The organism is Streptomyces sp. NPDC002463, from assembly GCF_042889835.1.
Taxonomy (GTDB): domain Bacteria; phylum Actinomycetota; class Actinomycetes; order Streptomycetales; family Streptomycetaceae; genus Streptomyces; species Streptomyces nymphaeiformis.
Genome location: NZ_JBIARL010000012.1, coordinates 196,068 through 222,472 on the forward strand (window position 1 = coordinate 196,068; position 26,405 = coordinate 222,472).

Below are 26,405 nucleotides of genomic sequence, written 5' to 3' on the forward strand. Positions count from 1 at the left end.
CGCGGACCGGTCGGCCCCGGTCGGCGTATGTGCGATGGCATGCCCCGTGGGGACAGGAGTTCTCCTCCGTACCAGGGTCGGCGGGCTTCCAGGTGGTCCTGCAGGGCTCCTGCCCGCGGACACCGAACCCATCCACCTGGGCACGGGAGACGTGGTGTTCCTGCCGCACGGCAAAGGGCACATCCTGGCCGACAGCCCCGAGACCCCGGTGGCGATCCCTGCCTGCGACCCCGACGACCCGGAACCGTACGGCGCCTACGCATCGGACAGCGTCGACAGGAGCGGAGACGGCGGTCCGGTCACCGTATTGCTCTGCGGGGCCTATCAGCTCGATCCGTCCCGCGCCCACCCGCTGTTGCTGTCCCTCCCGGATCTGATCCACCTGCCCGCGCACCCGGGCCGCCGTGCCGAGTTGGGCTTGGCAGTGAAGCTGCTCGCCGCCGAGCTGGAGACCCCGAGCCTGGGCACGGACGCGGCCGTCCCCGCACTCCTGGACACACTGCTGCTCTACATCCTGCGCATCTGGTTCGACGAACGGCCCCTGAGAGGGGGCCACACCGCCGGATGGGCCGCCGCGCTGAACGACCCGCCGGTCACCGCCGCTCTCCACGCCATCCACCGCGACCCGGCGGCACCGTGGACAGTGGCGAAGCTCGCCGCGGAAGCCGGGCTCTCCAGGGCACCCTTCGCCAAGCGCTTCGCTCGGCTGGTAGGCCAGCCACCCCTGGCGTACCTGACCTGGTGGCGTATGACCACGGCAGCACGACTACTCCGGGCGTCGGACGCGCCGCTGAGATCGGTCGCCGCCCAAGTGGGCTACACGTCCGAGTACGCCTTCGGCCACACGTTCAAACGCGCGCACGGCACCCCGCCCGGAACCTACCGCCGGAAGGGCTGACCCGAAACGGCCACACCTGAGCACGTTCAGTCGTACGCGGCGGGGTACGTTCCCGTGTACACCGACAACCGTCTATGAACGGCACCGGTGCTGGTCGGCGGACGGTACGTGGGACCGGATCCTGTGTGCTGTCCAGGCCGACGCCGACCTCGGGGGCCGGATCGACTGGAGCATGGTCAGCATTGACTCGACGTCCTTCAGGGCCCACCGGCACGCGGCCGGGCCCGGAAGAAGAAGCCACGTGTTCCGAAAGAGGACAACACCCCGGTACCACCACCCCGACGAAGGACTCGGAAGGTCCCGGGACGGCCTGACCTGCAAGATCCACCTCGTGGGCAAAGGCCGCTGCCGCCCGCTGGCCTTCCTCCTCACTCCCGGCCAGTGGGGCAACGCACCGCAGATGGTTTGAGGTCCTCGAACGCAGAGGGCCTACGTCTTCCACGGCACCGTGACCACCGCCGCCATCCGCTTATGGCTCCGGCCGTGATCGCTCGACAGAGACTCGCCTTTGTCAGGGGTGAGCATGATGAAGGCTGGCCATCCCTCCACCCCGTACTTCAGCAGGATCTAGCGAGGAACCCCGGGCTTTCAGGCCCGGGAGGAATCGCTTCTCTGGACTGCTCTGACCCGCAGCCTAGAGCGGACGTTTCTGCTGCTCGATGTACTCCTTGATGATGCTGCGGGGTGCCCCGCCACAGGACGCGGCGAAGTAGGACGGGGACCAGAAGTGTGCGCCCCACAGGTACTTGCGGATGTGCTCGGGGAACTCCTGCCGGAGCCGGCGGGCGGATACGCCCTTGAGTGAGCCGACCAGCCGGGACAGGGCAACCTTCGGCGGGTAGTGCACCAGGAGGTGCACGTGATCGGTCTCGCCGTTGAATTCGACCAACTCGGTTTCGAAGTCGGCACACACGGCGCGCATGACTTCCTCGCAGCGTCGAAGGATCTCGTCCGTGAACGGTCCACGCCGGTATTTGGGCGTGAAGACCAAGCGGGCGTGGAGGGTGTATACGACGGATCTACCCCTGCGGATATGGGGATTTGGCTCCCAGCGTGGTGACATAGGCCAACGCTACGATCACGGTTGTGAAGATCGTGGTGCGGGTGAAGCTGATGCCGGAGGCCGGTCAGGCCGCCGCGCTGCGCTCCACCCTGCGTACGGTCAACGAGGCCGCGTGCTGGGTATCGGCGGTGGCGTTCGAGCGCGGTGTCCCGCGTGAGTACGAACTGCGCAGGCACACCTACGCCGAGTTGAAGGCGCGGGGGCTGGGGGCGCAGGCCGCGCAGCACGTCATCAAGAAGGTTCGTGACGCCTATAGCGCGCTGAAGGCGAACATCCGGGCCGGGAACCTGGGCAGGCCGGGGGCGAAGCGTCGGGTCAAGGCGGAGTCGAAGCCGGTCACGTTCCGGCCTCAGGCCGCGCAGCCGTATGACGACCGGTGCCTGTCCTGGCAGTACGACGCCCGGACGGTGTCGATCTGGACGACGGCCGGGCGGCTGAAGAACGTCCGCTTCGTCTGTTCCCCGGACGCGCTGACGATGCTGCGCGAGCACCGCAGGGGTGAGTCCGACCTGATCGAACGCGACGGCGTGTTCTACCTGGTCGCCGTCTGCGACATCCCCGAGCCCGAGGTGTACGAGCCCGTCGGGTTCGTCGGCGTCGACCCGGGGATCGTCAACATCGCCACTGCCTCGACCGGCTACCGGGCTGCCGGGCGCGGCCTGAACCGGTACCGCAAACGCCAGCTCGCCCTGTGCAAGAAGCTGCAGGCCAAGGGCACCAAATCCGCCAGACGCCTGCTCAAGAAACGCGCCCGGAAGGAAGCCCGGCACACCGCCGGCGTCAACCACGTCATCTCGAAGAAGATCGTCACCACCGCTGAACGCACCGGCTGCGGTATCGCCCTGGAAGACCTCACGGGCATCCGCAGCCGGGTACGGCACCGCAAGGACCAGCGGACCTCCCTGCACTCGTGGAGCTTCCACCAGCTCGCCACCTTCGTGGAATACAAGGCGCGCCGGGCCGGGGTGCCACTGGTGTACGCCGACCCGGCGTACACCAGCCAACAATGCTCCCAGTGCGGCCATATCGACCGGAAGAACCGCGTCGATCAAGCGACGTTCGCCTGCCGGTCCTGCGGGGCCCTCATGCACGCGGACGACAACGCGTCCCACAACCTCGCCCGCAAGGGCGAGACCGTGTGGACCGCGGGGCGTGAGTCACGCGTCCCAGCCACCCCATAGGGGTGTCCGGACGGGGGAGCCCACCCGGCAGCCAGTCGGGCGCCACCTCCAAGCCCGGCCCTTCAAGGCCGGGCCAAGTTGACTTCACCTCGGCGGGTCCTCGCCCGTGAGGCCGTCGACGGATTCACGGATGAGGTCGGCGTGACCGGCATGGCGGGCGTACTCCTCGATGAGGTCAAGGAGGATGCGGCGGAGGTTGGGGCGTTCGCCGCTACGGGTGGTGTAGGCGCCGAGCTGGTCCAGCCCGCCCGTGCTGAGTGCCTCGCCGACGATGGCACGGGATCGGGCAACTGATTCCTGCCAGAGAGCGCGCAGTTGCTCAGGGGTGTCCTCCGCGGCGGAGCGGTAGTCCCAGTCGGGGGTGCTGTCCCAGTCGACGTTGTCCCAGGGAGCACCGACGGGAGAGCCGAGCCACAGCCGGGCGAAGTGGCTGTCTTCCACGTGCGCCAGGTGCTTGAGAAGGCCGCCCAGGGTGATGGTGGACGTGCCGAGTGTGGTGCGAAGGCCGGAGGCGTCCAGGCCGGAGCACTTCCAGGCCAGGGTAGCCCGCTGCCGTTCGAGGGCGCCGAGGATGGCTGCTGCCTCGGTGCCGGCGAGTGGAGGTTCCGGCCACGCTTCGGTTCTGCTCTCCGTCATGGCCGCAGACCTTAGCGAACGGATCTGACAGTGCAGCCGACGGGTGAACCGCAACGAACCGATCACCCAGAACCACAAGATCCTCCGGACAGGCCGTAGCGCTTGCGCGAGCGCGACAAGCATCGCTGGATCTCGCTCGCGAACCTGTCGAACCAACGATGCCCTTATGCCTGCGAGTTGAGAATGCGAGCGCCTCTCTCCACGGCACGGGAGCCTCGCGTGTTGCAGTCACATGGGTGACGAGGCGAGGCTCCTGGCCGTTGCGTTGGCGTTCTCTGCGCACCATGCATGGTCCGAGGAGCCTCGCTTTGTCCCGCCTCTTGCGGGCGGAGCAGCCCTTGTCGGCAACTACGCGTTCTTCCGCGTCTTCACCCCGCCGACGATGAGCGCCAGCCCCACGGCGACGATGCCGAGGTAGGCGGTGGACGGAAGGTCGACGAGCTTGTGCATCCAGCCCCACTCCGTGCCGAAGAAGGTCTGTGAGGCGAAGCTGACAAGCCCCTGGGCTCCTATGACGTAGCCGATGCTTTCGAGGGTGTATCCGATGGTTGTTCGCACGGATCGACCTTCTCGCGGCGGTGCCGCGAGATCGTCCTCCCCAAGGTCGAGAACGTAGTGGTCCAAAGGATGCAGTCGCGCGGAGAGCACCGCCAGAGCATTCCGCCTCGACACACGAGCGGTCGACACCGGACGGCTCGAAGATCCCGCCCTCGTACGCCCAGCGCAGCTGCAGGCGCAGTCCGCGAGGGAGAGTGCCGGCGATCCGATGCGCGTGGTGGTGGTCGGGTCACCGGCCGGGAGGTCCTCGTCTCGACCACGTGGAACGAGAACTCCCCCTCACCTGACGCCGGGGCCGTTGTCCAGCGGCAGGTGCTCCCACCTGAGGAACGATCCGGTCGCCCTCTCGGGTTCACCGGTATTTCGAGGAGTGACGTTCTCCCCGAGAGCGAAGGTACGGAAGCCGGTCCAGGTTGTCACCATCTTGACAGGTGCTCCACACACGTGGGAATCTCAGTCACCGGTTACAGAGGTTACTTCTTGGTGAGGGATGTTCCATGGCAGTCGTACGCTTCCACCTTGTCTCCACGCTCAGCCCGAAGGGCGTGCGGGAGGTGCTGACCGACTTCAGCCCGTCCCGCGCCGAGGCCTGGCCCACGATCGACACCGAGCACTTCCAGGTCCACGACCTCGGCGACACGTGGGCGGAGGTCACCGAGGGCACCGCCGCCGCCTGGGAGCGCGCACGTTACGAGTGGGAACCGGACGGTGACACGGTGACCATCACCACCCTCGACTCCAAGCTCTTCGGCACCGGCGGCGGCTGGGTCTTCAAGATGACCCCGGAGGGCGACGGCACGCGGGTCGACGTCGAGCTGACGCGCGAGCCGAGCACCGTCAAGGGCAAGATGCTCGCCTCGCTGCTGCCCCTGGTCGCTCCTTCGTCTCTGCGCAAGTCCTTCGCGGGCCCTCTCCAGGCCAAGTGACCCGTACAGGGGGCCAGTCGCGTGCACGTGCGGCCGGCCCCCTTCGGCGTGCTCGCCCCCGCCGCGCAGCGGACGGCAAATTGTCTTATGACGTGTCGTTCACCGTCCGTGCGGCACACATCGATGCCGTCAGGCGTGGATGTGCGCCTGGCTCCTTGACCGTCAACTGACCGATGCGCCGACTCCGTCCCCCGGTGAAAAGTGGGAGAAGCAGGCTTCGTCCCACGAAGGGGAACTCCGTCATGCACCGTGACCAGTCACCGTTGCGAGCACATCCGGCCCACGAGCTCTTGCCACCGCTGTACCTCGACCTCGACCAGATGCTCGACGAGTTCACCCGGCAGCGGGTTCGGGCGACGTTCCGTTTCGACCCGGGGATGGCTGCGGTGATCACGGTCGAGTTCATGGCGGAACGGGGGCCCGGTCTCGTCTGGCGCATAGGGCGTGAGCTCCTGCACCACGGCGTGACGTCCATGAGCGGGGTCGGCGACGTACGGATGTGGCCGACGCTGCCGACGCTCCCCGGAGCGCCGCCCTCGTCGTGGCTGCTGCTGGATTCCGGGGAGGTGGAGGCCCTGTTCGAGCTGCCCACCGAGCCGTTGACGAAGTGGCTGGACACCACCTACCGGTTGGTCGCGTCCGAGGCGGAGATGACGGGGCTGAACTGGGACGGCTTTCTCATGGACCTGGTCCGCGGGCCGGGAACAGCATCCGAATAGCCGGCTCGCCCCCACTTCGACACCGACAGAGCGGCGCCCCGGACGGGTCGCGCACATACGTGCGCCTCCGCAGAGATGCGCTGATGCCCGTCGACGAGGCCGACCTCGGCGGGTCCTTCGGCATCGCCGTGGGCGCCGTGTACCGAGGGTGCCTGAACTCCGCACCGGTCCGGGTTCCTTCCCCAGGCGACGACAGGACAGCGCCGACCGGACACCCGCTTGCCCCACAGAACCGCCAGACGGAAGAGAGATCCCATGAGCGCCGACGAGCAGTGTCCGTACCAGGGCGGCAGAGTGGACCTGGGGCCGGCCTTCAAAGCGGACGCGCCGGCGCAGTACGCCCGGTTGCGCGAGCTCGGGCCCATCCACCCGGCGCAGTTCCACTTCGGCCTGAAGGGTTGGGTGGTCGTCGGTCACGACCTGGCCCGGGAGGCCTTGACCCACCCCGCTCTGCTCAAGGACTCCGTGCCCGCCGCCGAGGCCCTCGCCGCCGCCGGCTACGTCCTCAACCAACCGTCGGTGGGACTGGGCGCGCAGATGCTGGAGGCCGATCCGCCCGAGCACGGCCGACTGCGCCGTCTGGCCTCGGCCGCCTTCACCCCGCGCCGGAGCGCCGAGCTGGCGCCGCGCATCGAGCAGATCGCCCACGCCCTGGTCGACGCCATGCCTCCGGCCGGCGAGATCGATCTCATCGAAGCGTTCCACGCGCCCCTGCCCGCTGCGGTGATCGCCGAGATGCTCGGCATCCCCGAGGAACACCACACCGACTTCCGCCGCTGGTCGAGCGATGCCCTCCAGGTCGCCTCGCCCGAGCACCGCCCGGCACTCGCCGGTCTGCACGCGCTCCTGGCGGGTCTGCTGCGGGACAAGCGGCGCGCCCCGCAGGACGACCTGCTCTCCGCCCTGGTGGCCGTACGCGACGAGCGGGACGGCCGGCTGTCGGAGGAGGAGCTGGTGGGCACCAGCATGATGCTGATCGTCGCGGGCCACGAGAGCACCGTGAACCTCCTGGGCAATGCCACGCTGGCCCTGCTGCAGCACCCCGGACAGCTGGCCGCTCTGCGCGAGCGCCCGGAGCTGATGCCCGGCGCGGTGGAGGAGTTCCTGCGCCACGACACCTCCGTCGAACGCACCACGAACCGTTACGCCGCCGAGGACCTCGAACTGGGCGGGGTACACATCCCTCGGGGCGGACTGGTCGTCGTCGCCCTCGGTTCGGCCGGGCACGACGCCCCGCAGACCGAAGGCACCGACCCGACCGTCCTCGACGTGACCCGCCCGAACGCCCGCCACCTGGCCTTCGGGCACGGCATCCACTACTGCCTGGGCGCCCCACTGGCCCGTCTGGAGACGACGATCGCCCTGCGCGTCCTCCTGGCCCGCGTTCCCGAACTGGAACTCGCCGCACCGGCCGGCTCCCTGGAATGGATCGGCTCCGGCATCATCCGCGGCGTACGCTCCCTGCCCGTGCGCTACCGCGTCGGATCCACGCAGCCCGGGGTGTGAAGACCGTTGATGGGGCTTCAAGGAGTTTCTGAAGCCCCATCACATGTTTCCTTCGGCAAGCCGCTACGGGGTGACCCCGGCACTGCAGGCCGTGTAAGTGGGAGCGAAGTAGCTGCACACCTGGAAACTACGGACGTCCTTGGGCAGGCCCACCGTTCCGGTTCCGCCGTACACCGGCCCCCAGGTGCCCGTCGTACCGTCGACGAACACGACGTGCGCGATGGTTCCGACGTAGTCGTCACTCTTGTAGTCCGCGAGCCAGAGCCAGCTCGGCGCCCCGTTGCCCGGATTGTTGTCCACCTCGGCTTCGTACCGCGCGCCGTTCCACCAGAGCGAGGCCTTGCGGGCGGTCTGGGTGGCGGCCGAGGCGGACTGCGGCGTGGCGAGGCTCGTGCCCACGGCCATGGCAGCCACGGCGGTGGCGACCGCGGCCGCCCGGACGAAACCTGTCAGAGTCATTTCTCTTCCCTTCTCGTGATACTGCCCGCGCCCCGAAAGGCGCGGGCAGAAAGGTGGTTCCCGGGAGGTCAGGCGGTCCGGGTGCGCAGCTGCCGGGACTTCCAGCCGAGCAGCAGGGCCTGGGCGATGAACCACACCCCGCCTCCGGTGGCGTACACCGGCAGGACGTCGAGCGAGGAGTTTCCGCCCGCGGCCTGGATGTTGTAGAAGATGCCGACGACGAAGGACAGCCCGCCCGAGATCAGCGTCGGCCACTGCTTGCCCAGTTCCGGGCCTCGGCGCCGTATCCCGACGATCACCTGGGCGGCACCGGAGATGACGGCCCAGGCGCCGAACACATGGAGCACCGGTGCCTCGCCGCCGGCGCCGGCGATGCCGACCGCGATGACGGCGAGTGTGCTGACCGCTCCGTTGAACGCGGTGATCCGGCGCTCGGAGCCCTCCGGGGTCGCCAGGTAGTCGATCAGCGAGGAGACCGCGTCGATCAGCGGGTAGGAGACCAGCAGCGCGATCGCCGTGGCGTCGATCTCCTCGTGGGAGACGGCGAACGCCAGGGCCCACGCCACGGCCAGGACTCCACGGGCGAGGTAGAGCCTCAGCAGGGAGGAGCGTTCGTCCGCAGAACCCCGTACTGACGAGGTCGGTGTCTGCGTGCTCATGAAGGTTCGGCCTTTCTCGGATCAGCGGGCGTCGGCACGGTCAGCGACGGTTCGGGGGTACGCACCGGAAGCTGGAGGCGGCGGCCGGGTCGCCGTGGCCCTTGTAGCGGGAGACCGCCGGGTAGCGGCACAGGTCTCGCTCGAACTTCTCGCCGGCGGCGTTGACCAGGGTGGCGGGCAGCGTCTTGGGGGCCTTGCCCCGCTCGACCCAGTCGACGAGGGCGGAGAGGCCGTCGGCCGATCCGTCCTGGCCGTTCAGACCGCAGTGGTCGGTGCCCGGGGCGAGGAAGAGACGGTAGAAGTCGTCGACCTTCTTGGTGCCGCCCATGAGCCGCTCGACCTGCTTGCGGTACAGCACGCTGCCCTGGGTGGGGATGAAGGGGTCGGCCTGGCCGTGCCAGGTCAGCAGCTTGCCGCCGGACTTGCGGAAGGCGGACAGGTTCGGGTCGTCCGTGCCGATGATCTCGTCGTACTCGGCCTGGGACTGCTTGAACAGCCGCGTGAACTGGCTGTAGGTGATGGTCGAGAGATCGAAGGACGGGTCCTTCTTCACCCAGAGCTGGACCCAGTAGGCGGGCACCGGGAAGGGCGTGCCCTTGAGGTTGCCGTCGGCGTCACGGATGGTGCCGGCCAGGCCCTTGAGGTCGGCCCCGACCGGAACTCCGGGCCACAGCTTCTCACCGGTGGCGGTGCGCGGGCCGTCCCAGATCTTGCGGACGACGGCCGCGTCGGCCGCCGTGATGGTCAGTTCCCTGCCCTCGCACAGCACCTTGGTGCCGATGAGCCGGCGCGGGTCGAAGTCGCAGCGGGATGCGTCGTTGACGAGGCCGTCCGCGAGGCCGTCACGCTTGTCGCAGGCCTTGACGGCGGCGTTGGTGAACGCGTCGAGCTCGCAGCCGGTCAGGTGGTTCTCCTCGTTGTTCATGACCACCTGCGGCCACAGGGTGGCGACCTCGTACTCGTCCCAGTTGGTCGCGGGCGCGTCGGCGAGGATGCCGTCGTAGTCGTCGGGGTGGCGCTGGGCCTCCATGTAGCCCTGTCGTCCGCCGGTGGAGCAGCCGGTGAAGTAGGCGTAGGCGGCGCGCTCGGCGTAGGCGGAGGCGACGACGGCCTTGCCGACGACGGCCGCCTCGTGCTGGGAGCGGGAGGCGAAGTTCTCCAGCGGCGCCCGGTTGACCTGGCCCTTGTCGTTCAGCGCCCAGCTCACGTCGAGTACGTCACCGACGCCGGCGTCCGTGGTGGTCGCGGCGTAGCCGTTCTTGACCGCGGTGCCGAGTCCGACGCCGTTGTCACCGGCGGAGTAGGCGCTGCCGCCGAGACCCTGGAACCGGCCGTTCCAGCCTGTCTCGGGCAGCCAGGTCTTCACCTTGACGTGGTCGCCGGCGCCCGGGTGGGTGAGGGTGACGGTCACCTCGCAGAAGGCCGGGACACCGGTGACGGTGCCCCCCAGTCTTCCGGTGCCGTTGATGGTGCCGCCGGCCTGCCGGACCGCGGTCACGGACTCGACCTCGCTGCCGGCGGGGGCCTTGACGGGTACGGTGCGGCAGTCGAGTGGCGTGAGGGCGGCGGAGTTCGGGGTCTCCGCCGACGCGGTCGGCAGATACACGGCCGCGGCCAGCGGTACACCGGCCGCGAGGGCGGTCAGAAGTCGTCGTCTCATGGGGTTCCATCCGTGAGGTAGGCGTGTACGGGGTCGAGCGGCAACACCTGTGGTGGGCGGAGAGCAGGACCTGCAGCCCGGAGCAACGGGCACACGATCCGTTGGGGAGGTCGGCGTCCTGCTGCCGCGTCGACAGCCGACTCTCACTCTGGATGCTCACCGGGCCTCGGAGAACAGTCAGTTGACGGTCCGCGTGCACACCGTCCGGGCCCGCGGGTGAGATACGTGTTAGGTCATTCGACGGGACGCGCCTTCCCTGCCGCGGCCGCTCACACCCGGCCGGCGGGCGTCTTCGCGGACGGGCTGCTAGGCTTGTGGACGGCATTGGTTGTCCAGTGAGGAGACACAGACGTGGTGGGTGAAGACGACATCTCCGGGTGAGATCCGGATTTGACGGCCACCGGCCGGCGCTCAGGAGTGCTGCCGAGGTGGTCCGTTTCGTCGTACCCCTTTCTTCCCCGTCTGCCCAGGGCAGAGGTCCAAGCTCTGCCCTCAGTTCCTCCGAGGTCTTTTCATGTCCGACGCCGCCATCGTGTGCTCGATCCTCTCTTTCACCTGGCCCGACGACACCCCCGTCTTCGACAACCTGTCCTTCAGCGTGCCCCCCGGCCGTACGGGCCTGGTCGCGCCCAACGGCTCCGGCAAGTCCACCCTGCTCAAGCTGATCGCCGGCGAACTCAAGCCGACCGCGGGCTCGGTGTCCGTCAGCGGCACGCTCGGCTACCTCCCGCAGAGCCTGCCCCTGACGGGGAACCTCACGGTCGCCGAGGTGCTCGGCATCGCCGAGGTGATCCGCGCCCTGGACGCCGTCGAGTCCGGCGATGTCGCCGAGGAGCACTTCACCACCATCGGCGACGACTGGGACATCGAGGAGCGCACCCGCGCCCAGCTCGACCGCCTCGGCCTGGCCGACCTCGCCCTGGACCGCAGTCTGAGCACGCTCAGCGGCGGCCAGGTGGTCTCCCTCGGTCTCGCCGCCCAGTTGCTCAGGCGTCCCGACGTCCTGCTTCTCGACGAACCCACCAACAACCTCGACCTGGAGGCCCGGCACAAGCTCTACGACGTGCTGTCGGACTTCAACGGCTGCCTGCTCCTGGTCAGCCACGACCGCGCCCTGCTCGACCGCATGGAACGCATCGCCGAACTCGGCAGCGACGAACTGCGCCTGTACGGGGGCAACTTCACCGAGTACGAGGAGGCCGTCCGCGCCGAGCAGGAGGTGGCCGAGAAGAACGTGCGCAACGCCGAGCAGGAGCTCAAGCGGGAGAAGCGGGAACTGCAGCAGGCCCGCGAGCGCGCCGACCGCCGGGCGAGCAATGCGGCCAAGAACCTCAAGAACGCCGGTCTGCCCCGTATCTTCGCGGGCAACATGAAGCGGGGCGCGCAGGAGTCCGCGGGCCGGGCCGGGCAGATGCACGCCTCCCGGGTCACCGAGGCCAAGGCGCGTCTGGACGAGGCCGGGCGCGCGCTGCGTGAGGAACAGCGCCTCACCCTGGAACTGCCCGACACCCGGGTGCCCGCCGGTCGGAACCTGTTCCTCGGCGAAGGAATGCAGGTGCGCCTGGGCGCCGAGGACGTGTTCGTCCCGGGTGGTGTCGACCTGGCCGTCCGGGGCCCGGAGCGCATCGCGCTGACCGGTCCCAACGGCGCGGGGAAGACGACCCTGATGCGGCTGATCACCGGCGACCTCGCCCCGGACAGCGGGGAGATCAAGCGCAACGACGGCCGGATCGCCTATCTGTCGCAGCGTCTGGACCTGCTGGACCTGGACCTCACGGTGGCGGAGAACTTCGCCGAGTTCGCCCCCGAGCGGCCGGAGGCGGAGCGGATGAACCTGCTCGCCCGCTTCCTCTTCCGGGGCCCCCGGGCCCACCTGCCGGTCGGTGTGCTCTCCGGTGGCGAGCGGCTGCGCGCCACGCTGGCCTGCGTGCTGTGCGCGGAGCCGGCTCCGCAGCTGCTGCTGCTCGACGAGCCGACCAACAACCTCGATCTGGTCAGCGCGGGCCAGCTGGAGAGCGCGCTCAACTCCTACCAGGGCGCCTTCATGGTGATCAGCCACGACGAGCGGTTCCTCGCCGAGATCGGGGTCAACCGCTGGCTGCGGCTGGCGGACGGGGTGCTCAAGGAGACGGGGGCGCCCTCGGTGTGATCCGCCGGTGTGTGCCATGGCCCGCGCCCGAGGCCGTACGCCCGGCGGGCCCACCACCGACCGCATCGGAGGGACATCCGTGCCCAAGACCGCTCTTCTCGCCCGTGACCTCGTCCGTGACCTGGGCGGCCGCCGGGTCCTCGACGGCGTCGGCCTGACCGCCTCCCCCGGCCATCGCATCGGCCTGATCGGGGAGAACGGCGTCGGCAAGTCCACCCTGCTGCGGGTGCTCGCCGGCGTGGACGAACCCGACTCCGGGAGCGTCACCCGCCCCGACGACCTCGGCTTCCTCCACCAGGAGATGCCGTTCGACGGCGACTCGACCGTCGCCACCGTGCTGGACGAGGCGCTTCGCGAGGCCCGTGAGGATCTCGCGGAGCTGGACCGGCTCGGCGCGGGACTCGCCCGGGTCCCGGAGGACGACCCGGGTCACCGGGAACTCCTCGACGCCTACGGCAGACGGCTCGAACAGGCCCAGGACCGGGAGTCCTGGGACGCCGACCGGCGCGCCGCCCTGGTCCTCGACGGCCTGGGCCTCGGCACGGTCGGACACGACCGCGCGCTCGGGTCGCTCTCCGGAGGGCAGCGCGGCCGGCTGGCCCTGGCCGCGCTGCTCGTACGACGGCCGTCGGCGCTGCTCCTCGACGAACCGACCAACCACCTCGACGACGACGCGGCCGCCTTCCTGGAGGAACAGGTCCGCGGCATGCCCGGCACCGTGGTGATCGCCAGCCACGACCGGGCGTTCCTCGACGCCGTCTGCACCGACCTGATCGACCTCGACCCGGCGGTGGACGGCCCGGTGCGCTACGGCGGCAACTACAGCACCTACCTGTCCGCGAAGCACGCCGAGCGGGAGCGCTGGGAGCGGCGGTACGCCGAGGAACAGCGGGAACTGGAGGAACTGCGCCAGGCGGCGGGCGTGACCGCGCACCGGCTGGCCCCGGACCGGGGCCGTACCGACAACGAGAAGATGGGTTACGGCCACCGCGCGGGCCGGGTGCAGAACCAGATCGCCCGCCGGGTGCGCAACGCCTCGCGGCGGCTGGAGGACCTGGAGCGCGCCCAGGTCGCCGCACCGCCGCTTCCCCTGCGGTTCGCCGCCGGGGACCTGGCGGCCCGGTCGTCCGAGGGGCCGCGGCCGTTGGTGGCCCTGCGCGACGTCCGGGTGCCGGGCCGGCTGGCGCTGGACGGCCTGGAGGTGGCGGCGACCGACCGGTTGCTGGTCACGGGCGGCAACGGGGCGGGCAAGTCGACGCTGCTCGCCGTGCTCGCCGGAGGTCTCGCGGCCGAGGGGGAGGTGCGCAGACGGCGCGAGCTGACGGTGGGGCTGCTCACCCAGGACACTGTTTTCGAACGGCCCGAGCGCTCGGTCCGCGACACGTACGCGCTGTCGCTGGGCGAGGTGCGGGCGGAGAAGGTGCCGCTGGAGTCGCTGGGCCTGATGCACGAGGCAGACCTGGACAAGCCGGTCGGCCGGTTGTCCGTGGGGCAGCGCCGTCGTCTGGCTCTGGCGCTCCTCGTGGCGCGTCCGCCGCAGCTGTTGCTGCTCGACGAACCGACCAACCACCTCTCCCCGCGCCTGTGCGACGAGCTGGAGGATGCGTTGGGCGGCGGGCCGGGTGCGATCGTGGTCGCCAGCCACGACCGCTGGCTACGGCGCCGTTGGCAGGGGCGCGAGCTCCGGTTGGAGCCGGGACGCGACCGAGGGCGGGAGGTGGCCTCGGTCGGGTCCTGACCCCGCTCCCGAAGAAGTGCGGCCTCCCCTACGCTCCGGCGAACGCCCGGTCCAGCAGGTCCAGGGCGGCCGCACTCGTCCCGGACGCCGCACCGCGCCGGCACACGGTGATCGACACGTCGACGGACCCGGCCGAGGACGAGCGGGCGCGGCCGTACCCGCTCGCGGCACTGTCCGCTCCCGCATCCGCGCACAGGTCGGCCGGATCGGCGTCGGTCATCCTGAGTGGAACATCTGTACCTGTCTGCGGCCGTGGCTCGTCGACGGGCCACAGAACGACGAGCACGGCTCCTTCGGCCAGCCGGGAGACTGGATTGCACGTGCGCAGCATCTGATACCTGGGCGCCACACAGCCGCCCGCCGCGGGCTGGGACATGGGCTGGGAGGAGACGAACGCCAGGGGTGAGTCGCGCGCGTCCCGCAGAGACACCGCATGCCAGCCCTTCGGCAGTTCGACCGTCACCGGCCGGTCCGGCCCGAGCAGACGTGCGGTGACCGGACCGGCCGCCGCCGTCACCACGGGTTCGTCGCGTTCGGCACCCGGTGCCCCCACGACGTAAGCCAGGGCCAGGGCGGCCGTCACCACGGAAGCGGCGGCAGCGGCCGCACGCCTGCGCCGCCGCCGTACCCGGCGCCTGATGCGGTCCATCCGGTCGGCCGGCACGGGAAGCGAGGGGACGGCGGCCTCCAGGAGACGGTGCACCGCCTGCTCCGCCTCGTCCGGCCTCTCCCACTCAGCCACCGTGCCCATGACGGACCCTCCCTGCCCATGCGCCGCCCTCGATCGCCAGCTCCGCCCGCAGCGCGGCCAGCGCCTTGGTCGCCTGGCTCTTCACGGTGCCCGGCCGACAGCCCATCACGTGCGCCGTCTCCTGGATGCTCAGCTGCTCGAAGTACCGCAGGACCACCACCGTCCGCTGGCGGGGCGGGAGGCGCCGTACGACGAGCGACAGCGACCGCTCCAGATCGACCGCGTCGAACGGATCCCCGGTCCCGGTGCTCCGGTCGGGAATGCGGTCGTGTTCATGCGGTATCTCACCGCGCCAGCGTCGCTGCCACCACGATGCGTGTGTGTTGACCAGCGCCTTGCGCACATACGCCTCCGGGTTCTCCGCGGCGATGCGGTGCCATTTCGGCCACACCTTCGCCAGCACCGTCTGCATGAGGTCCTCCGCCAGGTGTGCGTCTCCGGTGAGCAGCCATGCCACCCGGAGCAACCTGGGTCCGCGTGCCGCTACGAACTCCTCGAAGCTGGGGTGTTCCTCCCCCGCCGTCGTCATTCCGCTCCCGTTGCAGGTGGCTTCTCTTGTCCCTTACAACCGGGTGGGAGTCCCGAGCGGTTGCCTCGCGACACGCGAAACACACATCGAGAAACGTGAAGCACGTCACATTCGAAGGCGGGCGTACCTCCCTCCTCCCCCGCCGACCGGTTGGAGTGGCGGCGGGGCGATCCGTTCCCGCACACGACCACGGCTGACTGGTGGATCCACATGACTGTCCGACTCGGAACACTCACCACAGGAACCTTGATGGCGGCGATCAGCGTGATCGCGCTCTCGGGCTGCTCCGACGGTGGCGGCGTCGTCGCGATGCCCGACGCGTCGTCCCCCTCGGGCGCTCCTTCCACCGGCCCGTCGTCGGGCGGCGAACTGTCCGTCCCCGCCGATGCCGACGAGGAGACCAGGAAGCAGTACGTCGAGCAGAACGCCCTCGCCTCCTGCATGCGTGCCAAAGGCTTCGTCTACACCCCGCACGTGACGCGGAACGACCAGGACCCCCTCTCCGAGGGCGAGGGGCGGGACTACGCCGCGGCGAAGAAGTACCGGAAGAAGTACGGCTTCGGGATCTGGGCGGGAGCCGTCTACCGCAACGACCCGAACGTGTGGGGCAGTCAGGCCTACGACGACAAGGACACCAGCCCGAACGCCGCGTACCTCGCCGCGCTCTCCTCCGCCCAGCGAAAGGCCTATGACGAGGCCTTCGGCAAGACGGCCGCCAGGAACGGGAAGCGAGTCCAGGCGGGATGCCTGAAGGAGGCGGAGGAGAAGGCCTACGGGCCGGCGAAGTCCCAGGCCGAGATCGACAAGCAGAGCGCCGAGAACCGGCAGCGTTCCCTCGACGCCCAGCAGGCTCTCAACGGCGACCCGCAACTGGTGTCCCTGGCCCAGCAGTACGCGGCCTGCCTGACCAAGGAAGGCGTCGACGTCACCACCACACAGCCGACGTCCATCGGCGACATGGTGAAGTTCCAGGTGAGCTCCCAGACGCCGGAGGGCGGTGTGCTGAACGTCGACAAGTCGGAGGCCGTCTCCAGACTGACGCGGGAGATCGGCCTCGCCGGCAAGGACCTGACCTGTGGCAAGGCCTTCCGGGCGGCGTACTTCCCCAAGCTCGCCCAGCACCCCTTCGAGGACGTCACCGGATGAGCCGGCGGCTTCTGCGCGCGCCCTGGGGTCGCGGCAGGAAGGTCACGGTGATGGTCGCGGTGGTCGTCGCCTTCGGCGGGGGCGGCTGGGCCGCCGGGACGCGGATGCAGTCGCCCGCCGACGCCGCGGCCGCGCACCAGCCGCCGAAGGCTGGGCCGGTCACGGTCGCCGTGGAGCGCCGCAAGCTGACGGCGACCTTGGTGGCCCAGGGCACCGTGGAGTTCGGCGCGCCCCGGTCGGTCGCCCTGGCCGGAGCCGTCGCGTCCTCCGGTTCCGCGGCGGACGGGCCTGCCGCCCAGCTGGTGACGAAACTGCCGCAGCAGGGTGCCGTGCTGACCGAGGGAAGCGTCCTGATGCAGGTCAGCGGGCGGCCGGTGTTCGTGCTGCGGGGGCAGGTGCCCATGTACCGCACCCTCGGCCCCGGCGCCTCGGGGGACGACGTACGCCAGTTGCAGCTGGCGCTGCGCAGGATCGGGCAGGATCCCGGGGGCGCCGGCGGACACTACGGCCAGGGCACGGCGGGCGCTGTGACGCGGTGGTACGCGAGCAAGGGATACGAGGCGCAGGCACCCGGTCCCGAAGAGCAGAAGCAGCGCGGCGAGCTGGAACAGTCGGTGACGGACGCCCAGCTCGGCCTGCTTCAGGCCCAGGCAGGCCAGGGCGCGGCCGGCGGTCACGACGGCGGTGCCTCCTCCCCCGCGGCCTCCGACGCCACTCGTGCCCTTGAGCTGAAGTCGGCGAAGAACCGGCTCGACCAGGCGAACAAGACGCTCAGCCTGTTCCTGGCCGCCTACGGCACCAGGGTGCCGGCCGGTGAGGTGGTGTTCCTGCCGGACCTGCCGGTGCGGGTCGACAAGGTCAAGGTGCACCTCGGGGACACTCCTGACGGCGCCGTCGCGACGGTGACCAGTTCGGACGTCGTGGTGCAGGCCGTGGTGCCGGCCGCGGACGCCGCTCAGTTGCGCCAGGGCATGCCGGCGCGGATCGAGACGACGGACGGCCGACAGGTCACCGGTGTGGTCGCGAGGGTCGGCGGTGCGGTGGGAAGCGCCACCGGCGGCGGCACGGGCCGGGACGGAGGGGCGGCGGCAGGTGACGGCGCCGGTTCGGAGGCTCCGGTGCCGGTGGCCGTCTCGGTGCCCGAACCCGGCGTGCTCAAGAACCAGGCGGGGGCGGCCGTCAAGGCCACCGTCGACCTCGGTTCCTCGAAGGGTGCCGTCCTGGTGGTGCCCGTGGCGGCGGTCCACACGTCCGCCGACGGGCAGGCGCGGGTACGGGTGCTGCGCGGCGGGCGGATCGTCGACGTGCCCGTCACACCGGGGCTCTCCGCCGCCGGCCAGGTCGAGGTGACTCCGCGCGACGTACCGCTCGGCGAGGGCGACCAGGTGGTGGTCGGGCAGTGAGGCGCGGGACCGTGGGTCCGGCGCCCGGGGCACCGGACGCGGACGTCGTCATACGCCTGGAGTCGGTCGGCCGGGTCTTCGACTCCGAGCCCCCGGTGCGGGCCCTGCGCGAGGTGGATCTGACGGTCCGCCACGGGGAGCACGTGTCGGTGGTCGGCCCCTCCGGGTCCGGGAAGTCGACGCTGCTGAACATCCTGGGTCTCCTCGACCGGCCCACGTCGGGCGCGTACTGGCTGGACGGCGTGCTCACCCGCGACCTCGGCGACCTGGAGCGCACCGCGCTGCGCGGCAGCCGGATCGGTTTCGTCTTCCAGTCCTTCCACCTGCTGCCGTACCGGACCGTGGAGGAGAACGTGATGCTGGCGGAGACCTACCGGGCGCCGAGGCCCGGTCGTGGGCGCGGCACGCGGCGGGAGCGGGCCCGTGAAGCACTGGCCCGGGTCGGGCTCGACCACCGCGCCGGCTTCCTGCCCGGCCGGCTGTCCGGCGGTGAGCGGCAGCGGGTGGCCATCGCCCGTGCCCTGCTGGGCGAGCCCGCCCTGCTGCTGTGCGACGAGCCGACCGGCAACCTCGACGGAGAGAACACCGAGTCGGTGCTGGCGCTCTTCGACGTGCTCCAGGAGCAGGGCATGACCCTGCTGGTGATCACGCATGACGACGCGGTGAGCGCGCGTGCGGGCAGACGGGTGCACATCCACGACGGCCGGCTCGCTCAGGAGCCCGTATGAGGGGCCACCGCCACGACCGCCCGAGAATGGACCCCCGGGACCTGTGGTCCGAGGCGCTGGCCGGTGTGCTCGCCCGACCGGTGCGCTCGGCGCTGACCACGCTGGGCACGGTGCTCGGCATCGGCACCCTCGTGATCACGATCGGTGTCGCCTCGACGGCGGCGAACCAGATCGTCGGCCGCTTCGACGCCCTCACCGCCACCTCGGTGTCGGTGGTGGTGCCCGTCCGGGCTCCCGGCTCGACGGACCCCGCTCTGGTGCCGTGGTCGGGTGCCGACGCGGTGGCGCGCCTGGCGGGCGTCGAGTCGGCCGCCGCGCTGTCGGAGTCCGACGCGACCACGTCGGTCCGGGTCAGGACCAACGACGTGGTCGCGCCGGGCACGGTGACCGGCCAGACCCTCGCGGTCGTCTCGGCCACCACGACCCTGCCGGCCGCGGTGCACGGCACCATGGCCTCGGGCCGGTTCTTCGACGCCGGGGACGTCGCCCGGCACGACCGGGTGGCCGTTCTCGGCGACCAGGCCGCCCGGCTCCTCGGCATCGACGACGTGCGGCGGGCGCCCGCCGTCTTCCTCGCGGGGCAGTCGTTCACCGTGATCGGCGTGCTCGAAGGCATCCGGCGGGAGCCGCGGCTGTCCGCCTCCGTCATCCTGCCGCCGACCACGGGCGCGGACCGCATGGGGCTGAAGAACGTGTCCCGGGTGCTCGTGAACACGTCGCTGGGCGCGGCCCGGCAGGTGGCCCGGCAGGCACCCATAGCCCTGGCGCCCGGCCACGAGGAGGGCCTGACCGTCCTGGCCCCGCCGGACCTGTCCAAGGCCCGCACGGGTGTGCAGGGGGACGTCAACGGCCTGTTCCTCGTGCTCGGACTGGTCTCGCTCGTGGTCGGCGCCATCGGCATCGCCAACGTCACGCTCGTCACCGTCATGGAACGGGTCGGCGAGATCGGGCTGCGGCGGGCCCTCGGCGCGTCCCGGCGTCAGGTGGCGGGACAGTTCCTCGTCGAGTCCACCGCGATAGGGCTGCTCGGCGGTGTCGTGGGGGCGGCCGTCGGCGTGGCCGTCGTGGTGTCCGTGTCGGGTGTCCGACAGTGGACGCCCGTGCTCGACCCGCGGCTCGCTCTGGGCGCCCCAGTGGTGGGTGCGCTCGTGGGGCTGCTCGCGGGACTGTACCCGTCGCTGCGCGCCGCCAGACTGGAACCCGTGGACGCACTGCGCTCGCCGACCTGACCATCGGTGGCGTGCCGTGGGAGCGCGCCGGCGGTCCCTGAGTTGGGACTCGGACCGCCGGCGCGGGGGCGGTCTCCGGTCACGGGGATGGCAGAAGACACGTCCCGGTTCCGCCGCCCGCGTGTTGGCGGCGGAGCCCCCACCCGGACAACGGGACAGCTGGTCCAGAAGGTTCAGCGCATGACGGTACCCGGAGGACCGGAGGTGCGACCGACGCTGGTCGTGCGTACGGTGCGCCGCGGCCAGGCCCCGACGGCCGACTTCACCGAGACGTACCCGGTGGAACGGCCGCCGCACGAGGCCTGGCCACAGGAGGTGCGGGCCAGGCCGGCTCGGGCCGCACAGCCTCGCGCAGCTTGCGCAGGGCGTTGTGCTGGCGGCTCTTGACGGTGCCCGTCGGCACTCCGAGGATGCCGGCGGTCTCGTTGATGCTGCGGTCGCAGAGGTAGATGTGGACGAGCACGGCACGGTGTTCGGGAGACAGCCGGTGCAGCAATGGCCGGACCATCAGAGCGTCGTGCACCGCGTCGGTGCCGTCGGCACGCGAAACCGGGTCGCTGTAGGTGACCCCGATGGCCTCTCTGCGGGCGTGCGGCTTGCGCACCCAGTCGATGACCAGGTTCCGGGTGACGGTGAAGAGCCAGCCGCGGACGGATCCGTCCATTCCGCGCAGGCGGTCGATGTTCCGCCAGGCGCGGATGACGGTCTCCTGGACGATGTCCTCGGCAAGCCCGTGGTCGCCCAGCATCTTCTCGGCGTACGAGACGAGAGCGTCCCGGTGTTCCCTCATGATCGTGCCGAGCAGTTCGGACCGGGACGTATCCGTGAGGGGTGTAGCCATCGTGTTCTGAACCATCCTGGTTCTCTGTCCTGTATCCGGCCAGGGGCTGGATACAACCCCCGCGTGTGAACTGTGGGCACGGGCGGGTTTCGGAAAACCGACGCATTCGTGTCGCTGGGGTGCCGAGCTGCCGCCCGATTGACATGTGTGGGCGAGCAGGCCACCGGGGGAGCCGACGCAACTACTCTGAGCAGGCATTTTCCTGATCCGCTCGTCGAATCCGCCACCAGGGGAGGCGAGACGGGTACACCTTCCGATGTACATACTCGCAAACCTTCCCTGAGATACGTGTAAGCATCGGCCTACTTCTTGCGCACACGTGACACGATGGGGTGAAGTCACCGCGGTCCCGACGAGGGACGCGCGACAAGGAGAGGATCAGCGCCACCATGCCGAAGGTTCTGCGCGACGACGACATCGTCCATGTCGCGAGCGGTGTCTATTCGGTCTCCGGCAGCAACACCAACTGGGTGATCGTCAAGGACGGCGACAGCGGCACACTCATCGACACCGGCTACCCCGGAGATCGCGATGCCCTCCTGGCCTCGTTGGAGGCGGTCGGGCTGCGCCCCCGGTCCGTGGCCGCCGTCCTGGTCACCCACGCGCACAACGACCACATCGGCGCGGCCGAGTACCTGCGCACCGAGTACGGCGTCCCCGTCCTGATGCACCGGGAGGAGATGCCGCACGCACGCCGTGACTTCCTCGACCAGGTGTCCGTCGGACAGGTCCTCGCACGGGCCTGGCGACCCGGAGTGCTCCCCTGGGCCGTCCACGCCCTGCGCGCCGGAGGAACCACCCACGCCCCCGTCACGAAGCCTCAGGCCTTCCCTTCGGCCGGACCGCTCGACCTGCCCGGCAACCCCACACCCGTACACACACCGGGCCACACTCGTGGCCATTGCGCGTATGCACTCGCCGACACCGGCGTCCTGGTCACGGGCGACGCCCTGGTGACCGCGCACCCCACATCGCGTATCAGCGGGCCTCAGCTACTGCCCTCCATGTTCCACACCGACCGGTCCCGCGCCCTCGACTCCCTGGCCCTCATCGAAGCCGTGGACGCCGACGTGCTGCTCCCCGGCCACGGCCCCGTGCACCGCGGTGCGGCGAAGCGGGCCGCCGAGACGGCCCGCGAACACGCCCTGTCCACACCTGGCCTGTGAGCCACTGCCCGCAACCACCGAAGAAAGCTGCTGTCCGCTGCATACACCGGCACATCGGAGCCTATTCTGAAAGGTGAACATGCTTGTGCGCAGCTCTGGCATCGACACTTATCTACGCTGGAGCCCGGGCATGGGTACCATGCGCAGCAACATTCATATCGAGGGAGTGAAACGGTTGTGACCAACCAGTCATCCGCCGCCCTCCGATCGCGGCTGGTGGACCAAGCCGCGTCGGACCTGGAAGAGAACCGGCGTCGCCAGCAGAAGCTGACGGAACAGATCGCGGTGCTGAAGCAGGAGGAGGCCCTCCTGACGGACATCCTGAATCTCGCCCAGCGGTACGAGGGCTTCGCGGATCCGTCCCGGCTGCCCGAGCAGCTGCAGGACGAGCCCGTCGGTACGAAGGCGAAGCGGGCCTCGGCTGGTACCCCTGCGCGTCGCTCGGACTCTGCCAAGGCCCGGGCGGGTGACAGGGCGAAGGCCGGCGCGAAGGGGAAGTCGCGTCAGCCCCTGCTCGGTGACCTCCTGCTGGAGCTGCTCGGCAAGCACGACGGACCGCGCCTGGCGAAGGAGCTGCGGGACGAGTTGCTGGCGGAGCACCCTGACCGCAACCCGACGCCGCAGGTGGTGCGCAACACCCTTGAGTCCTTGGTCGCCAAGGGACGCATCGAGCGCCACAAGCAGCAGCGTTCCGTCATGTACACCGTCGTCGAGTCGGGCTCGACCGACTGACGCGTCCGCAGGTCCTGACCGCGGCCGAGCCCCGGGGGATGCAGCACGTGTGCCTTGTCCATCGGCGCCCCCGGTCCCGCCGGCCGAGGGACGTCGGTCCGAACGCGGGCTGCCCGCCCGGCCGACGGCGGGCAGCCCGCCTCCGGTTCGGCAACGAGCGAACGGTAGAGCGCGCGAGGTCGCGTCCCGACCTACGCTCGCCACATGTTGTCGAACGCTTCGGCCTCGACACCCCGGCGCAGCCGTACGGCCTCCAGCTCCGTCACCGCGTCCCCGACGGCGGCCAGCACAGTCGCCACGGAAGCGTCCCCGTCCACATCGCCGACCGTGCCCGGCTCGAAGTCGCCGATTCCCAGAAGAGCCGTCAGAGCGACGAGCACCGGATCGCCCGAGGTGAGGAGCCTCGCGCGGCTACGCTCGGCCGAGTCGGCCTTCAGGGGCCGTACAGCCCCCAGCCAGGGCCCGTGTCTCCGTGGTCGGCCGAGGCGACCGGTTCGTTCCAGGTCCCGGGCGTAGGTCTCGGCAAGGTCTTTGCCACGGCGCCACAGCCAGCTCTGGATCGTCTGCCACGACTGTTGCCGGACGACCGAGGCGAGGGCCTGGTCCAGCAGACGGTCGCCCGTTGCCCTGTCGGAGCGGGGCGCCATGCGGTCGCCGTCCAGGGCCAACGACCCGCCCTTCAGCAGGTCGACCGCCTCGGCCCCCGCCAGCGCGAGGGAGAGGTCTCCCGGCTCCACGGCGCGCTCGGGCGGCAGGTCCAGGACGAAGAGCGCGAGGTCGCGTGCGGTGGTCACGAGTCCCTCCTGGTCTCCAGCAGACGCAGCCACACCTCGCTGATCGTGGGGAACGCGGGCACCGCGTGCCAGAGTCGCTCGACGGGCACCTCCCCGGTGATGGCGACGGTGGCCGAGTACAGCAGTTCGCCGACACCGGGCCCGGCGAACGTCGCGCCGACGACGACCTGCCGGTCGCGGTCGATGAGGATGCGGGCCTTGCCCCGGTAGTCGGGGCGGTACTGGAGGGCGCCCGCGAGGAGGCCGATCTCGTAGTCCACGACTTCGACGTCCCGGCCGGTGCGCTCGGCCTCTCGGACGGTCAGTCCCACGGAGGCGATCTCCGGATCGGTGAAGACGACACCCGGAACGGCGTCCGTGTCGGCCGTACCGCTGTGCGGCGCCCAGCGCCCGGTCTGGAGCCGTTCGCCACGGGCGCGGGCGGCCATCACGGCACCGGCGATGCGGGCCTGGTACTTGCCCTGGTGGGTGAAGAGCGCCCTGCGGTTGACGTCTCCGACGGCGTACAGCCAGTCCCCGGGGACGGCGGTGACCGTCAGGCTGTCGTCGGTGGCCATCCAGTCGCCCGGGACGAGTCCCACGGTCTCGAGTCCGATGTCCTCCGAGCGCGGGGCGCGGCCGGTGGCGAAGAGGATCTCGTCGGCGACGACTTCATCGCCGTCCGAAAGGGTGATCCGGACCTCTCCGTCGCCTGCTCGTTCCGCGGCGACGACCGAGACGTCGAAGCGTATGTCCGCGCCGGCTTCTCGCAGCCGCTCGGTGACCAGTTCCCCCGCGAACGGCTCCATGCGCGGCAGCAGCCCCTCTTCGCGGACCAGGAGGGTCACCTGGCTGCCCAGCGCCTGCCAGGCGGTGGCCATCTCGACACCCACCACGCCGGCGCCGACGACCGCCAGGCGCCGGGGCGCTTGGCGAGCGCTCGTCGCTTCCCGGCCGGTCCAGGGCTTCAGGGCCTCGATGCCCGGGAGCGGGGGCAGGTCGGCCCGGCTGCCGGTGCAGACGGCGACGGCGTGCCGCGCGCTCAGCCGGACGGTGTCGCCGTCCGGGGTCTCCACCGACACCTCGCGCTCGCCCGTCAATCGCCCGTGTCCGCGCAGTAGTTCGATGCCGGCCGACTTGACCCATTCGACCTGCCCGTCGTCGCTCCAGTCGGCGGACATGCGATCGCGGTGGGCCAGGACGGCTTCGACGTCCAGGGGGTTCTTGACGGAGGGGTCGATTCCCGGGACGTGCGCGGCGTCGGCACGCAGAAGGGCCGGGCGCAGAAGGGCCTTGCTGGGTTCGCAGGCCCAGTACGAGCAGTCTCCGCCGACCAGTTCGCTCTCCACGAGGACGGTGCTCAGACCGGCCGCGGTGGTGCGGTCCGCGACGTTCTCGCCGACCGGCCCTGCGCCGATCACGATGACGTCGTACGTACGGATGTTCTCGGTGGTCATGCGTCCTCCGGTGGTGGGATGGGGTCCGCGGGGCCGATGCTCGGGTGGGCGCCGGGGACGGAGCGGGACCCAGCGCGGCCGGGGGTGCGTTCTGTGATCTCCCTGGAGGAACCACTCGTCGCCGTCGAGGTCGGCCGACACGGGGAACGCGCGCCGGGCATGTGACCTGCCCCTCCGCGTCACGCTCCACTGTCGGCCGTCGGTGACGGGTCCGGCATCAGTCACCTGACGGTGGCGTTCCGCGTCGGTCAGCGGAGGTTGGAGGAATGCGGGCTGTAGCCGACGTAAGCCACGCTCAGCGCCCAGCTCCACAGCTGAGTGTCGGTGGACCACTGGATCTCCTCGCGCGGCGCTGCCCGGATCGCCCGGTCATGAGGGACGGCGGAGGCGCGGAGGGGCCGTCGGCGTCCGTCGGTGCGTGTACGCGTTCTGAAGATCATGTCCTGCCCTCGTTCTCAAGTGGGTGGGGTGGACGGAACAGAAAGGAGCGGGCCCCGCGCGGGGGACGCGGGACCCGCGGTCCGAGGGGGCGGCCGGTCAGGCCGCGGCGCTGGCGTTGATGACGACGGGGACGTTGTCACGCGTGGCCTTGGAGTAGGGGCAGATCTGGTGGGCGGCCTGCGCGAGTATCTGGGCGGTCTCCTGGTCCACACCGCCGAGGACGGGGTTGAGGACCGCCGAGAGGGAGAACGTGTCGTCGTCGCCGTGGGTGAGGGTGACCTCGGCCGTGATGCTGGTGCTGGTCAGCCGGATCTTGCGCAGGGTCGCGGCACGGCGCAGGGCTCCGAGGAAGCAGGCGGCCCAGCCGGCGGCCAGGAGCTGCTCGGGGTTGGTCGCGGTGCCGGCACCGCCCAGCTCCTTGGGGAGGCTGAGGCCGGTCTCCAGCAGACCGTCGGAGGAGCGGACGCGGCCGCCGTTGCGGCCCTCTCCGTCGACGCTGACCTGGGCGGTGTAGGTGGTTGCCATGGCTGATGCTCCCCATCTGGGTCAAGAGGTCGTGGGACACCTCCCGGTCCGGATTCGATTTCGTAACCGGTTGAGGAGGTGACGAAATCATGGCATCACATTCATCACCAGTCAAGACGGTTCATCTCCCCATGCTCATCACACATGTCTCCTCATGCCAACTGCCGCTCTCGCGACACCTTCTCGCAAGGGCCCGACTCATCCCAAGCCCGAAGCGCACACCTCATCCGGCCGTCGGGGCCGCGCGGAGACTCCGCAGCCGGACAGAGTCCTGCGGCACGGCAGGGTTGACGAAAGGGCCCCACACTACCGCTGACCTGCAGATATTGCCTTCTCGCGCCGGCCTTTCGACGAGAGGAGACACATGCGATGGGACATCACCGAGGAACCGACGAACGGAGAGAAACGTCATCCCGGCCGAAGAGATACATTTTTCAAGGATGAGCATTACACTCTCATCGCATCAGGGTCCCTTCAGTCCCTGACACGGACTGCTTCCCACGTCAGGTGTGTGCAGTATCCGGGCGGACAG

At 70.3% G+C, this 26,405-nt stretch carries 26 protein-coding genes and 1 pseudogene; 14 read left to right on the forward strand and 13 right to left on the reverse strand.

Annotated features, from left to right (window positions below):
• Positions 1-151: 151 nt before the first annotated feature.
• Both ACFYX3_RS24700 and ACFYX3_RS24705 read left to right on the forward strand, forming a co-directional pair.
• Complete coding sequence (locus ACFYX3_RS24700; RefSeq protein ID WP_389017158.1) at positions 152-898, forward strand: AraC family transcriptional regulator; 747 nt, start codon at positions 152-154, stop codon at positions 896-898.
• Positions 899-965: 67 nt separating this feature from the next.
• Positions 966-1,304: pseudogene (locus tag ACFYX3_RS24705) on the forward strand (IS5/IS1182 family transposase); the annotation flags it as partial.
• Between the two features lie 228 nt (positions 1,305-1,532).
• Here ACFYX3_RS24705 and tnpA read toward each other — a convergent pair.
• Entirely contained in the window at positions 1,533-1,961 is a 429-nt protein-coding gene (gene tnpA / locus ACFYX3_RS24710; RefSeq protein ID WP_389017161.1) for an IS200/IS605 family transposase, read from the reverse strand.
• 23 nt (positions 1,962-1,984) lie between these two features.
• Here tnpA and ACFYX3_RS24715 point away from each other — a divergent pair, with 23 nt between their 5' ends.
• Positions 1,985-3,142 (forward strand): RNA-guided endonuclease InsQ/TnpB family protein, encoded by a 1,158-nt coding sequence (locus ACFYX3_RS24715; RefSeq protein ID WP_389017164.1) that lies wholly within the window; start codon positions 1,985-1,987, stop codon positions 3,140-3,142.
• 84 nt (positions 3,143-3,226) lie between these two features.
• Here the strand turns inward: ACFYX3_RS24715 and ACFYX3_RS24720 are convergent, their stop codons facing one another.
• Both ACFYX3_RS24720 and ACFYX3_RS24725 read right to left on the reverse strand, forming a co-directional pair.
• Positions 3,227-3,778: a DinB family protein gene (locus ACFYX3_RS24720; RefSeq protein WP_389017167.1), complete on the reverse strand. Its 552-nt coding sequence runs from the start codon at positions 3,776-3,778 to the stop codon at positions 3,227-3,229.
• Between the two features lie 348 nt (positions 3,779-4,126).
• On the reverse strand, positions 4,127-4,336 hold the full coding sequence (locus ACFYX3_RS24725; protein ID WP_389017170.1) for a hypothetical protein: 210 nt from the start codon (positions 4,334-4,336) through the stop codon (positions 4,127-4,129).
• Between the two features lie 497 nt (positions 4,337-4,833).
• Here ACFYX3_RS24725 and ACFYX3_RS24730 point away from each other — a divergent pair, with 497 nt between their 5' ends.
• From ACFYX3_RS24730 to ACFYX3_RS24740, 3 genes are all read left to right on the forward strand, one after another.
• The gene (locus ACFYX3_RS24730) at positions 4,834-5,262 is read left to right on the forward strand and encodes a hypothetical protein (RefSeq protein WP_389017173.1); all 429 of its coding nucleotides are present in this window, start codon (positions 4,834-4,836) and stop codon (positions 5,260-5,262) included.
• 242 nt (positions 5,263-5,504) lie between these two features.
• Positions 5,505-5,981, forward strand: coding sequence for an SsgA family sporulation/cell division regulator (locus tag ACFYX3_RS24735; RefSeq protein WP_389017176.1), 477 nt, complete (start codon positions 5,505-5,507; stop codon positions 5,979-5,981).
• 255 nt (positions 5,982-6,236) lie between these two features.
• Complete coding sequence (locus ACFYX3_RS24740) at positions 6,237-7,487, forward strand: cytochrome P450 (RefSeq protein WP_389017179.1); 1,251 nt, start codon at positions 6,237-6,239, stop codon at positions 7,485-7,487.
• 63 nt (positions 7,488-7,550) lie between these two features.
• On the opposite strand, the gene ACFYX3_RS24745 is transcribed toward ACFYX3_RS24740, so the two are convergent.
• From ACFYX3_RS24745 to ACFYX3_RS24755, 3 genes are all read right to left on the reverse strand, one after another.
• A complete protein-coding gene (locus tag ACFYX3_RS24745; RefSeq protein ID WP_389017182.1) occupies positions 7,551-7,946 on the reverse strand; it encodes a hypothetical protein in 396 nt (131 codons plus the stop codon).
• Positions 7,947-8,014: 68 nt separating this feature from the next.
• Positions 8,015-8,605 carry a DUF308 domain-containing protein gene (locus ACFYX3_RS24750; RefSeq protein ID WP_389017185.1) on the reverse strand — a complete coding sequence of 197 codons (591 nt, stop codon included), beginning with the start codon at positions 8,603-8,605 and terminating at the stop codon, positions 8,015-8,017.
• A gap of 40 nt (positions 8,606-8,645) precedes the next feature.
• A complete protein-coding gene (locus ACFYX3_RS24755) occupies positions 8,646-10,265 on the reverse strand; it encodes a tannase/feruloyl esterase family alpha/beta hydrolase (RefSeq protein ID WP_389017188.1) in 1,620 nt (539 codons plus the stop codon).
• Between the two features lie 514 nt (positions 10,266-10,779).
• Between ACFYX3_RS24755 and abc-f the strand changes: the two genes are divergently transcribed.
• Both abc-f and ACFYX3_RS24765 read left to right on the forward strand, forming a co-directional pair.
• Positions 10,780-12,414 (forward strand): ribosomal protection-like ABC-F family protein, encoded by a 1,635-nt coding sequence (gene abc-f, locus ACFYX3_RS24760; protein ID WP_389017191.1) that lies wholly within the window; start codon positions 10,780-10,782, stop codon positions 12,412-12,414.
• Positions 12,415-12,493: 79 nt separating this feature from the next.
• On the forward strand, positions 12,494-14,152 hold the full coding sequence (locus tag ACFYX3_RS24765) for an ABC-F family ATP-binding cassette domain-containing protein (protein ID WP_389017194.1): 1,659 nt from the start codon (positions 12,494-12,496) through the stop codon (positions 14,150-14,152).
• 28 nt (positions 14,153-14,180) lie between these two features.
• Here the strand turns inward: ACFYX3_RS24765 and ACFYX3_RS24770 are convergent, their stop codons facing one another.
• Together ACFYX3_RS24770 and ACFYX3_RS24775 are read right to left on the reverse strand one after the other, a co-directional pair.
• Positions 14,181-14,903, reverse strand: coding sequence for a hypothetical protein (locus ACFYX3_RS24770; RefSeq protein ID WP_389017197.1), 723 nt, complete (start codon positions 14,901-14,903; stop codon positions 14,181-14,183).
• Positions 14,887-15,432, reverse strand: a complete 546-nt coding sequence (locus ACFYX3_RS24775) for a SigE family RNA polymerase sigma factor (protein WP_389017200.1) — start codon at positions 15,430-15,432, stop codon at positions 14,887-14,889. Before ACFYX3_RS24775 ends, ACFYX3_RS24770 begins: the two co-directional genes overlap by 17 nt.
• 249 nt (positions 15,433-15,681) lie before the next feature.
• Between ACFYX3_RS24775 and ACFYX3_RS24780 the strand changes: the two genes are divergently transcribed.
• From ACFYX3_RS24780 to ACFYX3_RS24795, 4 genes are read left to right on the forward strand one after another with little or no spacing between them, the layout of a single operon-like run.
• Entirely contained in the window at positions 15,682-16,578 is an 897-nt protein-coding gene (locus ACFYX3_RS24780) for a hypothetical protein (RefSeq protein ID WP_389017203.1), read from the forward strand.
• Positions 16,575-17,981 carry a Tat pathway signal protein gene (locus tag ACFYX3_RS24785; RefSeq protein WP_389017206.1) on the forward strand — a complete coding sequence of 469 codons (1,407 nt, stop codon included), beginning with the start codon at positions 16,575-16,577 and terminating at the stop codon, positions 17,979-17,981. The genes ACFYX3_RS24780 and ACFYX3_RS24785 overlap by 4 nt, the downstream gene beginning before the upstream one ends.
• A gap of 11 nt (positions 17,982-17,992) precedes the next feature.
• Positions 17,993-18,709, forward strand: a complete 717-nt coding sequence (locus ACFYX3_RS24790; RefSeq protein WP_389017209.1) for an ABC transporter ATP-binding protein — start codon at positions 17,993-17,995, stop codon at positions 18,707-18,709.
• Between the two features lie 26 nt (positions 18,710-18,735).
• Positions 18,736-19,938 carry an ABC transporter permease gene (locus tag ACFYX3_RS24795; protein ID WP_389017212.1) on the forward strand — a complete coding sequence of 401 codons (1,203 nt, stop codon included), beginning with the start codon at positions 18,736-18,738 and terminating at the stop codon, positions 19,936-19,938.
• A 262-nt stretch (positions 19,939-20,200) separates the two neighbouring features.
• Here ACFYX3_RS24795 and ACFYX3_RS24800 read toward each other — a convergent pair whose 3' ends face one another.
• Positions 20,201-20,779 carry a sigma-70 family RNA polymerase sigma factor gene (locus ACFYX3_RS24800; RefSeq protein WP_389017215.1) on the reverse strand — a complete coding sequence of 193 codons (579 nt, stop codon included), beginning with the start codon at positions 20,777-20,779 and terminating at the stop codon, positions 20,201-20,203.
• Between the two features lie 389 nt (positions 20,780-21,168).
• Here ACFYX3_RS24800 and ACFYX3_RS24805 point away from each other — a divergent pair, with 389 nt between their 5' ends.
• Entirely contained in the window at positions 21,169-21,945 is a 777-nt protein-coding gene (locus tag ACFYX3_RS24805; RefSeq protein ID WP_389017218.1) for an MBL fold metallo-hydrolase, read from the forward strand.
• Between the two features lie 177 nt (positions 21,946-22,122).
• Positions 22,123-22,677: a hypothetical protein gene (locus ACFYX3_RS24810; RefSeq protein WP_389017221.1), complete on the forward strand. Its 555-nt coding sequence runs from the start codon at positions 22,123-22,125 to the stop codon at positions 22,675-22,677.
• A 191-nt stretch (positions 22,678-22,868) separates the two neighbouring features.
• On the opposite strand, the gene ACFYX3_RS24815 is transcribed toward ACFYX3_RS24810, so the two are convergent.
• The 4 genes from ACFYX3_RS24815 to ACFYX3_RS24830 form a co-directional block, all read right to left on the reverse strand.
• Entirely contained in the window at positions 22,869-23,471 is a 603-nt protein-coding gene (locus ACFYX3_RS24815; protein WP_389017224.1) for a GPP34 family phosphoprotein, read from the reverse strand.
• The gene (locus ACFYX3_RS24820) at positions 23,468-24,907 is read right to left on the reverse strand and encodes a dihydrolipoyl dehydrogenase family protein (protein ID WP_389017227.1); all 1,440 of its coding nucleotides are present in this window, start codon (positions 24,905-24,907) and stop codon (positions 23,468-23,470) included. Before ACFYX3_RS24820 ends, ACFYX3_RS24815 begins: the two co-directional genes overlap by 4 nt.
• Positions 24,908-25,155: 248 nt before the next feature.
• Complete coding sequence (locus ACFYX3_RS24825) at positions 25,156-25,347, reverse strand: hypothetical protein (RefSeq protein ID WP_389017230.1); 192 nt, start codon at positions 25,345-25,347, stop codon at positions 25,156-25,158.
• A 97-nt stretch (positions 25,348-25,444) separates the two neighbouring features.
• Complete coding sequence (locus ACFYX3_RS24830) at positions 25,445-25,873, reverse strand: Ohr family peroxiredoxin (RefSeq protein WP_389017233.1); 429 nt, start codon at positions 25,871-25,873, stop codon at positions 25,445-25,447.
• Between the last annotated feature and the right edge of the window lie 532 nt (positions 25,874-26,405).

What these genes read in the sequence shown, in the direction of transcription:
- tnpA (WP_389017161.1), bottom strand. Translation starts at nt 1,961, where the DNA reads ATGTCACCACGCTGGGAGCCAAATCCCCATATCCGCAGGGGTAGATCC.
- ACFYX3_RS24720 (WP_389017167.1), bottom strand. Translation starts at nt 3,778, where the DNA reads ATGACGGAGAGCAGAACCGAAGCGTGGCCGGAACCTCCACTCGCCGGC.
- ACFYX3_RS24730 (WP_389017173.1), top strand. Translation starts at nt 4,834, where the DNA reads ATGGCAGTCGTACGCTTCCACCTTGTCTCCACGCTCAGCCCGAAGGGC.
- ACFYX3_RS24735 (WP_389017176.1), top strand. Translation starts at nt 5,505, where the DNA reads ATGCACCGTGACCAGTCACCGTTGCGAGCACATCCGGCCCACGAGCTC.
- ACFYX3_RS24740 (WP_389017179.1), top strand. Translation starts at nt 6,237, where the DNA reads ATGAGCGCCGACGAGCAGTGTCCGTACCAGGGCGGCAGAGTGGACCTG.
- ACFYX3_RS24745 (WP_389017182.1), bottom strand. Translation starts at nt 7,946, where the DNA reads ATGACTCTGACAGGTTTCGTCCGGGCGGCCGCGGTCGCCACCGCCGTG.
- ACFYX3_RS24750 (WP_389017185.1), bottom strand. Translation starts at nt 8,605, where the DNA reads ATGAGCACGCAGACACCGACCTCGTCAGTACGGGGTTCTGCGGACGAA.
- ACFYX3_RS24755 (WP_389017188.1), bottom strand. Translation starts at nt 10,265, where the DNA reads ATGAGACGACGACTTCTGACCGCCCTCGCGGCCGGTGTACCGCTGGCC.
- abc-f (WP_389017191.1), top strand. Translation starts at nt 10,780, where the DNA reads ATGTCCGACGCCGCCATCGTGTGCTCGATCCTCTCTTTCACCTGGCCC.
- ACFYX3_RS24770 (WP_389017197.1), bottom strand. Translation starts at nt 14,903, where the DNA reads ATGGGCACGGTGGCTGAGTGGGAGAGGCCGGACGAGGCGGAGCAGGCG.
- ACFYX3_RS24775 (WP_389017200.1), bottom strand. Translation starts at nt 15,432, where the DNA reads ATGACGACGGCGGGGGAGGAACACCCCAGCTTCGAGGAGTTCGTAGCG.
- ACFYX3_RS24780 (WP_389017203.1), top strand. Translation starts at nt 15,682, where the DNA reads ATGGCGGCGATCAGCGTGATCGCGCTCTCGGGCTGCTCCGACGGTGGC.
- ACFYX3_RS24785 (WP_389017206.1), top strand. Translation starts at nt 16,575, where the DNA reads ATGAGCCGGCGGCTTCTGCGCGCGCCCTGGGGTCGCGGCAGGAAGGTC.
- ACFYX3_RS24795 (WP_389017212.1), top strand. Translation starts at nt 18,736, where the DNA reads ATGGACCCCCGGGACCTGTGGTCCGAGGCGCTGGCCGGTGTGCTCGCC.
- ACFYX3_RS24800 (WP_389017215.1), bottom strand. Translation starts at nt 20,779, where the DNA reads ATGGCTACACCCCTCACGGATACGTCCCGGTCCGAACTGCTCGGCACG.
- ACFYX3_RS24805 (WP_389017218.1), top strand. Translation starts at nt 21,169, where the DNA reads ATGCCGAAGGTTCTGCGCGACGACGACATCGTCCATGTCGCGAGCGGT.
- ACFYX3_RS24820 (WP_389017227.1), bottom strand. Translation starts at nt 24,907, where the DNA reads ATGACCACCGAGAACATCCGTACGTACGACGTCATCGTGATCGGCGCA.
- ACFYX3_RS24825 (WP_389017230.1), bottom strand. Translation starts at nt 25,347, where the DNA reads ATGATCTTCAGAACGCGTACACGCACCGACGGACGCCGACGGCCCCTC.
- ACFYX3_RS24830 (WP_389017233.1), bottom strand. Translation starts at nt 25,873, where the DNA reads ATGGCAACCACCTACACCGCCCAGGTCAGCGTCGACGGAGAGGGCCGC.